The 12,924-nt window shown below is 72.2% G+C and carries 15 protein-coding genes; 10 read left to right on the top strand and 5 right to left on the bottom strand.

Annotated features, from left to right (window positions below; genetic code table 11):
* Positions 1 to 56 precede the first annotated feature (56 nt).
* Positions 57 to 941, top strand: a complete 885-nt coding sequence (locus ACFYXF_RS22310; protein WP_389351592.1) for a prohibitin family protein — start codon at positions 57 to 59, stop codon at positions 939 to 941.
* 122 nt (positions 942 to 1,063) lie between these two features.
* On the top strand, positions 1,064 to 1,480 hold the full coding sequence (locus ACFYXF_RS22305; protein WP_389351590.1) for a hypothetical protein: 417 nt from the start codon (positions 1,064 to 1,066) through the stop codon (positions 1,478 to 1,480).
* A gap of 4 nt (positions 1,481 to 1,484) precedes the next feature.
* Here ACFYXF_RS22305 and ACFYXF_RS22300 read toward each other — a convergent pair whose 3' ends face one another.
* Positions 1,485 to 2,447, bottom strand: coding sequence for a DUF3027 domain-containing protein (locus tag ACFYXF_RS22300; protein WP_389351588.1), 963 nt, complete (start codon positions 2,445 to 2,447; stop codon positions 1,485 to 1,487).
* A 438-nt stretch (positions 2,448 to 2,885) separates the two neighbouring features.
* Here ACFYXF_RS22300 and ACFYXF_RS22295 point away from each other — a divergent pair, with 438 nt between their 5' ends.
* The 4 genes from ACFYXF_RS22295 (at position 2,886) to ACFYXF_RS22280 (ending at position 6,383) form a co-directional block, all read left to right on the top strand.
* Positions 2,886 to 4,310 carry an MFS transporter gene (locus tag ACFYXF_RS22295; protein ID WP_389351586.1) on the top strand — a complete coding sequence of 475 codons (1,425 nt, stop codon included), beginning with the start codon at positions 2,886 to 2,888 and terminating at the stop codon, positions 4,308 to 4,310.
* A 72-nt stretch (positions 4,311 to 4,382) separates the two neighbouring features.
* Positions 4,383 to 4,862 (top strand): DUF2771 domain-containing protein, encoded by a 480-nt coding sequence (locus ACFYXF_RS22290; protein WP_389351584.1) that lies wholly within the window; start codon positions 4,383 to 4,385, stop codon positions 4,860 to 4,862.
* Positions 4,832 to 5,542 carry a futalosine hydrolase gene (locus tag ACFYXF_RS22285; protein ID WP_389351582.1) on the top strand — a complete coding sequence of 237 codons (711 nt, stop codon included), beginning with the start codon at positions 4,832 to 4,834 and terminating at the stop codon, positions 5,540 to 5,542. Before ACFYXF_RS22290 ends, ACFYXF_RS22285 begins: the two co-directional genes overlap by 31 nt.
* Entirely contained in the window at positions 5,526 to 6,383 is an 858-nt protein-coding gene (locus ACFYXF_RS22280; RefSeq protein ID WP_389351580.1) for a 1,4-dihydroxy-6-naphthoate synthase, read from the top strand. Before ACFYXF_RS22285 ends, ACFYXF_RS22280 begins: the two co-directional genes overlap by 17 nt.
* 26 nt (positions 6,384 to 6,409) lie before the next feature.
* Here the strand turns inward: ACFYXF_RS22280 and ACFYXF_RS22275 are convergent, their stop codons facing one another.
* Entirely contained in the window at positions 6,410 to 6,793 is a 384-nt protein-coding gene (locus tag ACFYXF_RS22275) for a cold-shock protein (RefSeq protein ID WP_389351578.1), read from the bottom strand.
* 175 nt (positions 6,794 to 6,968) lie between these two features.
* Between ACFYXF_RS22275 and ACFYXF_RS22270 the strand changes: the two genes are divergently transcribed.
* Positions 6,969 to 7,223: a hypothetical protein gene (locus ACFYXF_RS22270; RefSeq protein ID WP_369037413.1), complete on the top strand. Its 255-nt coding sequence runs from the start codon at positions 6,969 to 6,971 to the stop codon at positions 7,221 to 7,223.
* On the opposite strand, the gene ACFYXF_RS22265 is transcribed toward ACFYXF_RS22270, so the two are convergent.
* Both ACFYXF_RS22265 and ACFYXF_RS22260 read right to left on the bottom strand, forming a co-directional pair.
* Positions 7,196 to 7,843 (bottom strand): HAD family hydrolase, encoded by a 648-nt coding sequence (locus ACFYXF_RS22265; protein WP_389351575.1) that lies wholly within the window; start codon positions 7,841 to 7,843, stop codon positions 7,196 to 7,198. The two genes, ACFYXF_RS22270 and ACFYXF_RS22265, sit on opposite strands and share 28 nt — an antisense overlap.
* 26 nt (positions 7,844 to 7,869) lie before the next feature.
* Positions 7,870 to 8,886 (bottom strand): hypothetical protein, encoded by a 1,017-nt coding sequence (locus ACFYXF_RS22260; RefSeq protein WP_389351573.1) that lies wholly within the window; start codon positions 8,884 to 8,886, stop codon positions 7,870 to 7,872.
* A 275-nt stretch (positions 8,887 to 9,161) separates the two neighbouring features.
* Between ACFYXF_RS22260 and ACFYXF_RS22255 the strand changes: the two genes are divergently transcribed.
* The 3 genes from ACFYXF_RS22255 to ACFYXF_RS22245 all read left to right on the top strand — a co-directional run bounded on the left by ACFYXF_RS22255 (position 9,162) and on the right by ACFYXF_RS22245 (position 12,339).
* Positions 9,162 to 11,705 carry a helicase-associated domain-containing protein gene (locus tag ACFYXF_RS22255; RefSeq protein WP_389351571.1) on the top strand — a complete coding sequence of 848 codons (2,544 nt, stop codon included), beginning with the start codon at positions 9,162 to 9,164 and terminating at the stop codon, positions 11,703 to 11,705.
* A gap of 192 nt (positions 11,706 to 11,897) precedes the next feature.
* Positions 11,898 to 12,026, top strand: a complete 129-nt coding sequence (locus tag ACFYXF_RS22250) for a hypothetical protein (RefSeq protein ID WP_369037653.1) — start codon at positions 11,898 to 11,900, stop codon at positions 12,024 to 12,026.
* 91 nt (positions 12,027 to 12,117) lie between these two features.
* A complete protein-coding gene (locus ACFYXF_RS22245; RefSeq protein WP_389351569.1) occupies positions 12,118 to 12,339 on the top strand; it encodes a hypothetical protein in 222 nt (73 codons plus the stop codon).
* Positions 12,340 to 12,343: 4 nt separating this feature from the next.
* Here ACFYXF_RS22245 and ACFYXF_RS22240 read toward each other — a convergent pair whose 3' ends face one another.
* Positions 12,344 to 12,895: a hypothetical protein gene (locus ACFYXF_RS22240; RefSeq protein ID WP_389351567.1), complete on the bottom strand. Its 552-nt coding sequence runs from the start codon at positions 12,893 to 12,895 to the stop codon at positions 12,344 to 12,346.
* Positions 12,896 to 12,924: the final 29 nt, after the last annotated feature.

Genomic DNA, 12,924 nt, shown 5'->3' with positions numbered 1-12,924 from the left:
ACCGATCCGGCACCCCGTACCCACGGTCGGTTGCCTGTTTCCCAGGGGGGATCCCGATGTTCGTGCTGTCCATCCTGCTGCTCATAGCGGCAGTCGTGCTCTTTCTCGTCGGCCGTGGCAAGGACCGCGGCTGGAAGATCGGGGCCGCGCTCAGCGCCGTCGGAGCCGTGCTGGCCGGTGTCTTCGCCTGCGTCCATGTCGTGAGCGCCTACGAGGTCGGGGTGCCGGTGACCTTCGGGAAGATCGGGAGGCCGCTGAACTCCGGCGTCCAGTTCAAGTCGCCGTTCACCGAGGTCACGTCCTTCTCCACGCGTCCCGTGGACCTCAACCTGTACGACAAGGACGTGGTCGAGGTCCGCTCGGCGCAGGGCGGGGTGCTGTACGCGGACGTCACCATCAAGTGGGCCGTCATTCCGGCCAAGGCGGTCGAGCTGTACCGGCTGGCGGGCAGTGAGGAGGCGGTCGAGGAGCGGCTGGTGCTGCCGGACAGCCGCGAGATCATCCGCAACGTCTTCGCCAAGCACACCAGCGAGGAGGGCTACGCCTCCGCCCGCGAGCAGATCGGCTCGGAGATCGCGGCCCTCGTCAAGGAGCGGCTGGCGCCGCGCGGGATCGACGTCACCAACGTGAACCTGCGCAATGTGAAGCCGTCGGACAAGCTCCAGGACCAGATCGACAAGAAGATCCAGCAGGAGCAGGCCACCGAGCGGGCGGTGGAGGCGGCGCGCACGGCCAAGGCGGAGGCCGAGCGCAAGCGGATCGAGGCGGAGGGCATCGCCCGCGCCAACGAGATCCTCGCGAAGTCGCTGAGCGACAAGGTGCTGTACAACCAGTGCCTGGAGGCCTTCAAGGAGGCCGCCAAGGCCAACCCGGTGTACGCGGTCCCGTGCGGCACGGACGCGAACGGCACCCCGGTCATCGTGGACGGCACCAAGAACTAGACCCTGCCCCCTGTCAGGCCCATCGCGCGCGGGCACCGCCGGAGACGTACGAGAGAAGTACCCAGCCGGAACTGAGTACTTGCGCTCTGTCCGGTGCCCGCGTGGGCCGGGACGCTGGGGCCATGCGACAACGACAAACCGCGCTCCAGCTGTCCGAGGCTCTCCTGCTGGCCGTGGTGGCAGCGGCGATGTGGGCGGCCTGGCTGGGCTGGGACCAGCAGCGTGACGTGCACCCCGACGGTTCGACGACCGGACCGTACGAGGCGTGGCAGGTGATCGGGCTGGTGCTGACCCTGCTGGCGCCGGTGTACTGGGCCGCCTCACGGCGCCACTTCGTGGCCGTGCCCGGCGTCACGGTCGGCCTGACCGCCGCCGCCTTCCACGACTGGTCGGACGACGCCAGCGGCCTCTACGTGATCGGCGTGGGGATGGTCATGCTGGGCAGCCTGGCCGCGACCGCCGCTGTCTCCGCCGTGATCGCCCACGTGAAGCAGGACCGCCGACCGTCACCCCCGGGAATCGCGCCCCTAGGGGTGTAGGCCCCTAGGAGTGCCCCAGCTCCGCCGTGTCCTCGTCCGTCCCGCCCACCGACACCGAACCCGAATCCGCCGCAGGCCTCAGCGGGAACGGGTCCACGATCGTCTCGTCGATCACGTGCGGCGGCGGAACCGGAGGCTTCGGCATGATCGCCGCCTCCGAGTGGCCGCCGCAGCCGTACGCCAGGGACACCACTCGGCCGTCCGCCGGGGCGAACTCGTTCGTGCAGACGCCGAACGCCTGTCCGAGCGAGCCTCCGATGGCCACCAGGAATCCGCAGCTCACACAGGTCGCCGGGGCGGCCTGGGCCATGGGGGTCTTGGGGCCGTAGGCGTCCTCCCAGCGGTCGGCGGCGCTGTGGAGGCCGTACCGGGACAGCACGCGCGCCCGGCGCATGCCCAGTTCCTCCGCCACCGCCGCGATCGAACCGCGGGCCGGCACCACCGTGAAGTCGGACGGTGAGCCCGCCGTGATGTCCGCGTCCTCGGCGTCCGCCAGGTCCGCCGCCAGCTCCACGGAGGCCGAGGCTGCCGCCGAACCGGCCGCCGAGACCACCGAGTTGGGCAGGGGCTCGTCCTCGCCCGAGTAACCCGGCTCCAGGCGCAGATCCTCCGCGTCCGTCGGGAGCAGGTCGCCGGGGCCCATGTCGCCGGGGCGCAGGCGCTCGCTCCACGGCACCCATTCCGGTGCCTGGAGGGCGTCCGGGCCGGGGAGGAGGACCACCTCGTCCAGGGTGACCAGCTTGGCCCGGGACGCCCGGGCGACCGTCACCGCCCAGCGCCAGCCCCGGTAGCCGAACTCCTTGCACTCGAAGAAGTGCGTCACGACGCGGTCGCCCTCGGACATCAGGCCCGAGTGTTCGCCCACCACGCCTGGTGCCGCCGCCTCCTCCGCCGCGGAACGGGCGAGGTCGACGGCCTCGGCGCACAGGCGGTCGGGGGTGCGGCTTCGCGTTGTCGCTGCGCTCACAGGTATCGCTTCTCTCCTACGCCGTCTCACGAGTGCGCCCGTCCCGACGGGGTGCGAACGGTTGCGAACGGAGCGGACCAGAGGGCCGCGTCGACGTCCGCGCCCGATCGCGCTCGGGCGCACCTACGTCATCCATTCTGCGGGATGGCCGAGAGGCGCGCGGCCGAGAACAACCGCCACTGCGCGCTACGCACGCTACCTTCTCCAGAGCCCGGGGCCCACACCGACGGGACGGTTCGCGACGACCGACATCCAACTGTGGCAACTCCGGCCCCTCTCAGACACCGTTCCGACGCGCCTCTCACGCCACTCTTCCCAGCCCCCGATGGCCGGAAAACACCCCACGGGCCCCCGCTCTCCCCCTCCTGCCCCACCTCACTCGGCCCCATACGCGCGGTAACCGCACTAGGTACGGGCTTCTCGGGGCACTATGGCGGGGTGGCAAGCGAGAGGTCGCCCCACGGCGCCACCGGAGTCGGTGGGGTCCAGGGGAGCAACCGGCGTGGCGCACGGGACCGGGTGAACGGGTCCGTGCGTGCCGTCGGGCGTGCCCTGCATTTCCCCGTCACCGGTACCGCCCGCGGAATCCGGAAGGCCACGCACGCGCACGGGGCCGGTGAGTCCGGGCTCGGCAAGCTCATCGAACTGCACGCGGTGAACGGCGCCGGCGACGTCATGATCACCATCGCCCTCGCCTCCACCGTCTTCTTCTCCGTCCCCACCGACGAGGCACGCGGGCGCGTGGCCATCTATCTCGGCATCACCATGGCGCCCTTCACCCTCCTGGCCCCCGTGATCGGCCCCCTCCTCGACCGCCTCCCGCACGGCCGCCGCGCCGCGATGGCCGGCGCGATGCTCGCCCGCGCGATGCTCGCCCTGCTCCTGGCGGGCGCGGTCGCGACGGGCAGCCTTGAGCTGTACCCGGCCGCACTGGGCGTCCTGGTCGCGTCAAAGGCGTACGGCGTCGTCCGCAGCGCAGTGGTCCCCCGCCTCCTCCCACCCCGCTTCTCCCTGGTGAAGGCCAATTCACGGGTCACGCTGAGCGGCCTGCTCGCCACCGGCATCGCGGCCCCCATCGGCGCCGGACTCCAGGTCCTCGGCCCGCGCTGGCCGCTCTACGGCGCCTTCGTGATCTTCATCGCGGGTACGTTCCTGTCCTTCACGCTCCCGTCCAAGGTGGACTCCGCCAAGGGCGAGGACACGGCCCTGCTGGCGGCGGACCCGGATCATCTGCACGGCCCGCACCTGCGCCCCGTCAAACGGCCCGGACTGCGCACGGTCGGTACGGCCGTCACCCACGCCCTCGGCGCCAACGCCGCCCTTCGCTGTCTCTCGGGCTTCCTCACCTTCTTCCTCGCCTTCCTGCTCCGCGAGCATCCGCTGACCGGCGAGAGCGCCGCGTGGTCGCTGGGCATGGTCGCCGTCGCGGCGGGCGTCGGCAACGCGCTCGGTACGGCGGTCGGGGCGGCCGTGAAGCAGCGTGCGCCCGAGCTGATCGTCGTGACGGTCGTCGCCGTGGTCCTCGGCGCCACGATCGTCACCGCGATCTTCTTCGGCGCCGCCCTGGTGGCCTGTCTCGCGGCGGTCGCCGGGTTCTGCCAGGCCCTCGCCAAGCTGTCCCTGGACGCGCTGATCCAGCGGGACGTCCCCGAGCTGGTCCGCTCCTCCGCGTTCGCCCGCTCGGAGACGCTGCTCCAGATGGCCTGGGTGCTCGGCGGCGCGGTCGGTATCGCCCTGCCCCTGGACGGCACCCTGGGCCTCGGGGTGGCCGCCGCGATCGTCGCCACGGGCTGGCTGACCACGGCCAAGGGCCTGATCGGCTCGGCCCGCCACGGCGGCCGGGCCCACCCCCGCGTCGCCTGACACCTCTCACCGGGACCCGGCACGCCGTACCCACGTGACAACCGTGCCCCGGGTGCCCGATAGCCTTCGGCCATGACCTCGTTGCGTTCCGCTTCCACTGCGCGCCGTCGCCGCGCTGTTGCCGCCGTCGGCGCCGTTGGTGCCGGACTGCTCGTCCTGTCCGCCTGCGACAAGCCGACGCCGATCTCCACGATCACCGTCGGCCGTTCCTCGGTGAACTCGGAGGCCTCCTGCTACGACGACGGCAAGGAGCTGAAGACCGCCGACGTGGCCGCGTGCCTCAAGGACACGGACATCAAGAGCATCAAGGTGGACCCGGACGAGACCGTGCGCTTCGGTGTCGACCCGGAGATCGCCGACAAGGGCTGGACGATCCTGATGAACGGTCAGCCGCTGACCGACTCCAGCACCAAGACGTACCGCACGATCCCCGGCAGCGTCTTCTTCAACGCCCAGTACGGCGCCCAGGGCAACTCGACGCTCGTCTCCGTCAAGGAGGGCGAGAACGAGGTCAACGGCCTGTGGTCGTTCCGCCTGAAGAAGGACTCCTGACCACGTCAGGGGTACGAGTCCTGATCGCCACCGCGGTCCCCGCCGAACGGGACGCGGTGGCACAGGCGTTCGCGGATCCGGTGGGGATCGACATCATCGCCGTGGGAGTGGGCCCGGCGGCCTCCGCCGCGTCCACCGCGACCGCCCTCACCACGGCCGCCCTCCGCGGCACCCCGTACGACTTGGTCGTCTCGGCGGGCATCGCCGGCGGTTTCCAGCCGGAGGCGCCGGTCGGCTCGCTGGTCGTCGCCGACGAGATCACCGTCGCGGACCTGGGCGCCGAGACCCCGAAGGGCTTCGTTCCGGTCACGGATCTGGGCTTCGGCACCGTCACCCACAGTCCGCCGGAATCACTCGTACGGGATCTCACGACCGTGACAGGCGCCCGCGCCGGCACCGTCCTGACCGTCTCCACGGTCACCGGCAGCGCCGAGCGCGCCGCCGAACTGCGCGCCCGGCACCCCCGCGCCCTGGCCGAGGCGATGGAGGGCTTCGGGGTCGCCGAGGCCGCCGCAGCGCACGACGTCCCGGTACTGGAGATCCGGGCCGTGTCGAACCCCGTGGGCCCCCGGGACCGAGCCGCCTGGCGCATCGGCGAGGCGCTCACGGCCCTGACGGAGGCGTTCGGGAAGCTCGGACCGGTACTGGAGAGTTGGACCCCACATGAGCCCAAAGCCTGAACAGCCGCTACAGATCGCGTACTCGCCCTGCCCGAACGACACCTTCGTCTTCGACGCCTGGGCCCATGGCCGGGTGCCGGGCGCGCCCGCGCTCGACGTGACCTTCGCGGACATCGACATCACCAACGGCATGGCCGAGCGCGGCGAGTTCGACGTGCTGAAGGTGTCGTACGCCGTGCTGCCGTACGTCCTCGACGAGTACGCGCTGCTGCCCTGCGGGGGCGCGCTGGGCCGGGGCTGCGGCCCGCTGGTGCTGACGCGGGAGGCGGGGGCGGATCTGACCGGCCGTACGGTCGCCGTGCCGAGCGAGCGGTCGACGGCGTACCTGCTGTTCCGCCTGTGGGCGGCGGACACGATCCCCGGCGGAGTCGGACGGGTGGTCGTGATGCCGTTCCACGAGATCATGCCCGCCGTGCGGGACGGGAAGGTCGACGCCGGGCTGGTCATCCACGAGGCGCGCTTCACGTACCAGAACTACGGCCTGCACAAGCTCGCGGACATGGGCGAGCACTGGGAGTCGACGACCGGCCTGCCGATCCCGCTCGGCGCGATCATCGCCAAGCGCTCACTGGGCCCCGAGAAGCTGCAACTCCTCGCCCAGGCCGCCCGGACCTCCGTACGAGCCGCCTGGGACGACCCGGAGGCCTCCAGGGCCTATGTCCTGGAACACGCCCAGGAGATGGACCCGAAGGTCGCCGACCAGCACATCGGCCTGTACGTCAACGAGTTCACCGCCGACCTCGGCGAGGACGGGTATGCGGCGGTCAGGGGGCTGTTGACGCGCGCGGCGGCCGAGGGGCTGGTGCCGCCCCTCGGCCCGAACGCACTCGATTTCCCCTAGGTCTGCTGGAAATCTTCAGGAATGGCTTACACGTCCAACTGGTCGGCGACCGCCCGCAGGAGGCCCGCGATCTTCTTGCCCGAGGTCTTCTCCGGGTAACGGCCCCTTTCCAGCATCGGGGTGATGTTCTCCAGGACGGTCGTCAAGTCCTGGACGATGGAGGCCAGTTCGTCGGGCTTCTTGCGCTGCGCCGCCGCGACCGACGGGGTCGGGTCCAGGATCACGACCGAAAGTGCCTGGTCACCGCGTTGCCCGGCGACAACTCCGAACTCGACGCGCTGGCCCGGCTTGAGGGAATCGACTCCGGCGGGCAGGACCGAGGAATGGACGAAGACGTCACCGCCGTCGTCGCGGGAGAGAAAGCCGAAGCCCTTCTCACTGTTGAACCACTTGACCTTGCCGGTGGGCACGTCTGTTCCTCGTCCTCGTACTCGTCGGAAAACTGCTTCGGGCTGCTGGAGGAAAACGAGCGCTGATAGCACTTGGGCGGGTCGCTGGACCCGCCGGTACCAAGGCTAATGGTCGACAGGCAGGTGACAAGACGTCGCCGGGTTGTTCCTTCGGGCAGGGAACTACCCTGGTCGAGTGCGTGACAAAACCCAAACGAATTCCGCCGCGGCCGGAGATCGGCTGATCCGTGTCGGTGCCATCGTGTTCTTCGTCGGTGCGGTGGCCACTTTGGTCACCGTGGCCCCATTCCTCCTCGGCACGACGCCATTCCCCACGTACATGTTCGGTTTGAGCATGCTGATGGGCGTCGGCTTCCTCGTCGCCGCCGCGGGCGTCCTCCGGTCGGTGGCCGAGGGCAGGCGTCAGGCGCGCGCGTCCACACCGCTGTAGGCGGCCAGCCAGGCCGGGAAGTGGGTGAGGTCGTCGAGGACGACGTCCGCGCCCGCCTCGCGCAGCTCAGCGGCGTCGCAGGGCCCCGTGGGCACGGCCACCGACAGGGCACCGGCGGTGCGGGCGCCGCGCACGTCCCCGACGTGGTCGCCGACGTACACGCTCGCGCCGTGCTCGCGCAGCGCCACCGCCTTCTGCTCGGCCCAGAGGTTCCCGATGACCGCGTCGGGCTCGATCCCGAGGTGCGCGAGGTGCAGCTCGGCGTTCGGTTCGTACTTGGCGGTGACGACGATCGCGCGCCCGCCGGACTCCCGTACGGCCGCTATCGCCTCACGGGCGCCGGTCATCGCGGGGGTCGCGGTGATGGCGATGGCCGGATACATCTCCCGGTAGAGGTCGCTCATCTCCGCGATGCGATCGGCCGGAAACCAGTGCACGAGTTCGTCCGCGAGCGGCGGTCCGAGCCGCGTGATGGCCAGATCGGCGTCGATGAACGTGCCCGTCCGCTCGGCGAGCGCCACGTAACAGGCGTGGATGCCGGGCCGGGAGTCGATGAGGGTCATGTCGAGGTCGAACCCGACGGTGAGCGGGCCGGGGGGTGTGGATGTCATATGCACCATTGTGCGGGAGGCGCGGATCGCGGTCTTCAGCGTGGGCGCTGGGACCGCCAGACCAGGAACAGCGCGGAGGCGACGGCGGCTCCCCGGACGACCCAGGGCCAGGTCTGGCCGATGGCCTCGTTCATGTGCCCCTCGGCGATGGGGTCGCCCCAGCGGCCCTGCGTACGCCCCCACAGCCACCCGGCACCGGCGGCGACCGCCGCGCCCGGGAGGTAGACGACCGCCCACTTGGTCTCGGCCTGGGAGAGCCGGCGCGAGGCGTAGGCGATGGCCCACCCGAGGAGCAGGGCGTAGAGGTTGCCGAGGACCGCTCCCGCGACGAGGAGGGCGGCGGCGAGGAGGAGCAGGGGGTTGGTCCAGCGGCCGGAGGGGACGGGAAGGCGCAGCCGGAGACGCCGCCGGGGAGCGCCCGGCTCGGCCTCCTCCAACTCGGCGGCCTGCTCGACGGGCTCGTCGGCCGGCTTGGCCTGCGGCTTGTCGAGTCTTGGCCGCGTCGGCTTGAGCAGGTCGGGGATCTCGATCCCGCCGACGAACCCGGCCGGAAGGCTGTCGGCGTCCGCGAGCGAGCCCCTGCCGCTACCGCTGCCGGCCAACCACCAGTCCGTGTCACCGGGTTGGTCGGTGCCGGTGAGCTGGGGCGGGGCGGGGTCTCCTTCGGAGGGAAAGGGAGCGAACACCTCGGTCTCGGTCTCGGTCTCGGTCTCCGCGGGGCGCGGGCGCGGTACGAGGCGGCCTAGCCCCTTGCCCTTGCGCTGGGGCTCGTCGCGATCGCGCTGTACGGGGACGGAGGCGCGCGGTGCTTCGGACGCACCGGCGCCGCCGCCGATGCCGGCGACGACCTCGTCGGGGGTGCCGATGCGGTCGAGGATGCGGCGGACGGAGGCGGGGCTGTCGACCGGGGTCTTGGCGCGGCGGCGGTCGATCTCGTCGCGCAGCCCCGAGACGAGGCGCATACGGTCGCCGGACGGCAACTGGCGCTGCTGGGCCAGGTCTCCGACCTTGCTCAGATACTCGTAGACGACCTGGTCGCTCTCGATACCCACGAACCCAGACGTTACCGGCCGGGCCACTTTTCCTCGCCCCCGCCGCCCCTACCCGTTCCCATCCCTGGGTGCTGCGCCCCCAGACCCCCCTTTGTCCTCAAACGCCGGACGGGCTGAAAGATCCAGCCCGTCCGGCGTTTGAGGACGAGCGCGTTCAGCGCGATACGGGGGTTCGGGGGCAGCGCCCCCGAGGATGGGACGGGTAGGGGCGGCGGGGGCGAACCCCTCACGGCGCGCACCCCCACCCACCGGCACCACCCGCTACCGTGGTCAGGATGAGCACCGAGGAGACACCGGCGCCGCGTTCGCTCGCGGAAGCGCTTCGCGCGCGGGACGACGCGTCCCTGGCCGCGCTGCTGCGCAGCCGCCCCGACCTCATCACCCCCGTCCCGACCGACCTCACACAGCTGGCCACCCGCGCCGGCACCCGCGCATCGGTCGTACGGGCCCTGGAACGCCTGGACAGGTTCACCCTCCAGACGGCACAGGCGCTGGCCGTCGCCCCGGACCCGGCGGCGTACGAGGATCTGCTGGCGCTGCTCGCCGGCGACGCGGCCGATCCCGCCGTCGCCGCCGCCCTCCCGCGTGCCCTGACCGTGCTGCGCGAGCAGGCCCTGGTGTGGGGCGGTACGGACCGCCTCCGCCTCGTCCGTACCGCGCGCGAGCTGCTGGCGCCCTCGCCGCAGCATCCGTCCCCGACGGGACTCGGCCCGACGGTCGCGGAGGCGACGGCGGGCATGTCGCCGGGGCGGATCCAGGAGATCGTGACGGCGGCGGGGCTCACGTCGACGCACGACTCGGTGAGCGCGGTGGCCTCGCTGACCGCGCTGTTCACGGACCGGAAGAGGATGGCCGCGCTGCTGGACTCCACCTCGCCGGACTCCGTCGACGTACTGCGGCGGCTGGTCTGGGGGCCGCCGTACGGCCAGGTCACCGCCGAACCGGCCGCGCATCTGCGCCTGTTGCTGGACCGGGGGCTCCTGCTGCCCACGGCGCCCGGCACCGTCGTACTGCCGCGCGAAGTGGCCCTGCATCTGCGCGAGGGCCGGGCGCACCGTACGACCGAGCCGTTGCCGCCGGGTGTCGAGCCGGCCGCGACCCATCGTCCACAGGTTGTGGACAACGCGGCGGCCGGGCAGGCGTACACCGCGCTCGCGACCGTCGAGGAGCTGCTGAAGGAGTGGGACGAGGGCGGCCCGGCGGTGCTGCGGGCCGGTGGGCTGAGCGTCCGTGACCTCAAGCGGACCGCCGTCGCCCTCGACCTCTCCGAGCCGGTGGCCGCCTTCTGGGTCGAACTCGCCTACGCGGCGGGCCTGTTGGCGTCCGACGGCGAGGCCGACGAGCGGTACGCGGCGACCCCGGCGTACGACGAGTGGCTGGAGCTGCCCGCCGCCACGCGCTGGGCACGGCTCGCGGAGGCCTGGCTGACGGCGACCCGGACGGCCGGCGTGATCGGCGGCCGGGACACCAAGGACCGCACGCTGTCCGCGCTCGGGCCCGGCCTGGACCGGTCGGCCGCGCCGGAGGTACGGCACCGGGTGCTGACCCTGCTGGCGGCCCTCCCGGAGGGCACGTCACCGACCGTCGAGTCGGTGCTGGCCCGGCTGCACTGGGAGCGTCCGACGCGCGGCCCGCAGCAGGAGAGGGACGGCGGTGACGAGGATCTGCGCACCCGGCTCGCCCGCTGGGCCCTCTCCGAGGCCGAGTCGCTGGGTGTCACCGGCCGGGGCGCGCTCTCCGCACAGGGCCGGGCCCTGCTGGGCCTCCCCGCGGCTCCCGCGAAAGCGCCCGAGCCGACGGGCCCCGGCGACAAACTCCCGGTCCACCATCACCGGCATCCCGCCCCGGAACCCCTCACCGCCCCCGAACAGGCCACCGCCTCCGCGACGGCCGCACGCCTCCTCACCCCGCTCCTCCCCGAGCCGCTCGACCACGTCCTGCTCCAGGCGGACCTGACGGCGGTGGCCCCGGGCCCGCTCAAGCGCCCGCTGGCCGAGATGCTCGACGTGCTCGCGGACGTCGAGTCGAAGGGCGGCGCGACTGTCTACCGCTTCACCCCGGGCTCCGTACGCCGTGCCCTGGACGCCGGCCGCTCCGCCTCCGACCTGCACGACTTCCTGACCGCCCACTCCCGTACGCCGGTCCCGCAGCCCCTCGCCTACCTCATCGACGACGTGGCCCGCAGACACGGGCATCTGCGGATCGGCGCGGCCTCGGCGTACGTGCGCTGCGACGACGACGCGGTGCTCAGCGAGATCCTCGCCGACAAGCGGTCCGCGAATCTGCGGCTGCGGCGCCTGGCGCCCACGGTGCTGGCCGCCCAGACCGACCCGGCCTCGCTCCTCGACGGGCTGCGCGGCATGGGGTTCGCGCCGGCCGCCGAGTCCGCCGAGGGCGACGTCCTGATCACCCGGGCGCATGCCCATCGCACCCCGCCGCGCACGGCCCCGGACCCGGTGCCGGACGGCCCGCCGGCCCCCGACGGCACGCTGCTCTCGGCGGCGATCCGCGCGATCAGGGCGGGCGACCTGGCCTCGACGACCCCGCGCAAGCCGACGGAGACCCCGGCCACGAACGGCGACCTCCCGCGCACCAGCTCCGCCGAGACCCTCGCCACCATGCAGGCCGCCGTGATGACCGGCGAGGCGGTGTGGATCGGGTACGTCAACGCGGAGGGCTCCGCCAGTCAGCGCGTCATCGCGCCGATCCGCGTGGAGGGCGGCTTCGTGACGGCGTACGACCACACCGCGGACGAGGTACGGACGTACCCGCTGCACCGGGTCACGGGCGTGGCGGAGCTGGCGGACGACCAGCCGTAACCGCCGCCGTCACTCGTACGGGTGGCGCCCCGAATCCATGCGCGCCACGCCGGAGACTTCCCACGCACGAGGGAGCTTCGGGCCTGTCCGGCATCCCTGAACGGACCGCTGGGCAGCCACGGAACGTCCTGATCAAGTGGTGCATCAAGTCCCAAGTGGTGCATCAAGCGCAGTGAGAGGAAGTCCCGTCCCATGCGTTCTGCCCGTCGTGTCGCCACCCTCCTGGCCGCCACCGCCCTGCTGCTCGGCGCCTTCACCACCCAGGCCGCGGCCATCGGCATCGACATCGCCGGCCTGGTCATCGAGACCCCGGCCATCTGACGCGGGCGCCGGGCCCGGCGCCCCGGGCCCGGCCCGCCCCTCCCCCCTTGCTGCAATCCCTGTCTCTGCCGGAAAGGCTTCTGAAGTCCCCATGCGTGCCAAACCCCCCGCCCGCACCCGTTCCGTCGTCGTCCTGACCGCCACCGCCGTGCTGCTCTCCGCTGCGGCCCTCGTCGCCGTACTCGCGCCCGATTCCTCGGCGGCCACGTCCGCGCTGCCGCTTCCGCTGCCCGGTGTGGAGTCCCTGGTCACCGAGGGCGTCACCATCGAAGGACCGCTGGTCAACAACCTGTCTCTGCCCTTGTTGAAATAACCGGTCAGCAGGCCGCGACCCGGGCATCCGAGGGCAGGCCGAAGTGGGCTCGGGCGGCGGTCTCCAGGGGGGTGGACGAGAGGGTGTCGTCGGCGTCGGACTCGGTGAGGAAGCCGAAGTGGGCCTCCGTCCACTCCGCGTACCCCGCGCCGTCCGGCGGCTCCTCCCGCGACACGACGCGGTAGCCGCCGGGGGCGTCGTCGTCCCGTTTCAGCCGCACGACCTGCGGGTATCCGGAGCCGCCGCACTCCACGAGAGCGCCCGCGCGGGTCCCGTACGCCATGCACAGGGTGTTGACACCGGCCCGTACGAATCCGTCGCCGTCCGCACGGAGTTCGAGCGGCTCCGCCCGGCAGAACCACCGCACCCCGCTCCCGGGCACGGTCTCCTCGTAGCCGCTGCCCCGGGAGTCGGCCACGAGCCGGGTCTCGATCACGGGCCGTATCTCGCCCCACAGGCGGGTGTCGATCCCCGTCGGCCACAGCACCCACGCACCCGTGGCCACCAGGACGACCACAGCTCCGACACCGGGTCCCCAGACGCGTACGGACGTCACCGTGAGCTCCTCCCCGCCCGTGCGCACCG

The sequence above is a fragment of the Streptomyces sp. NPDC002680 genome, assembly GCF_042889145.1.
Taxonomy (GTDB): domain Bacteria; phylum Actinomycetota; class Actinomycetes; order Streptomycetales; family Streptomycetaceae; genus Streptomyces; species Streptomyces adonidis.
This window is presented reverse-complemented; position numbering and strand designations above follow the sequence as displayed.

What these genes read in the sequence shown, in the direction of transcription:
- ACFYXF_RS22310 (WP_389351592.1), top strand. Translation starts at nt 57, where the DNA reads ATGTTCGTGCTGTCCATCCTGCTGCTCATAGCGGCAGTCGTGCTCTTT.
- ACFYXF_RS22305 (WP_389351590.1), top strand. Translation starts at nt 1,064, where the DNA reads ATGCGACAACGACAAACCGCGCTCCAGCTGTCCGAGGCTCTCCTGCTG.
- ACFYXF_RS22290 (WP_389351584.1), top strand. Translation starts at nt 4,383, where the DNA reads ATGACCTCGTTGCGTTCCGCTTCCACTGCGCGCCGTCGCCGCGCTGTT.
- ACFYXF_RS22280 (WP_389351580.1), top strand. Translation starts at nt 5,526, where the DNA reads ATGAGCCCAAAGCCTGAACAGCCGCTACAGATCGCGTACTCGCCCTGC.
- ACFYXF_RS22265 (WP_389351575.1), bottom strand. Translation starts at nt 7,843, where the DNA reads ATGGTGCATATGACATCCACACCCCCCGGCCCGCTCACCGTCGGGTTC.
- ACFYXF_RS22255 (WP_389351571.1), top strand. Translation starts at nt 9,162, where the DNA reads ATGAGCACCGAGGAGACACCGGCGCCGCGTTCGCTCGCGGAAGCGCTT.
- ACFYXF_RS22250 (WP_369037653.1), top strand. Translation starts at nt 11,898, where the DNA reads ATGCGTTCTGCCCGTCGTGTCGCCACCCTCCTGGCCGCCACCGCCCTG.
- ACFYXF_RS22245 (WP_389351569.1), top strand. Translation starts at nt 12,118, where the DNA reads ATGCGTGCCAAACCCCCCGCCCGCACCCGTTCCGTCGTCGTCCTGACC.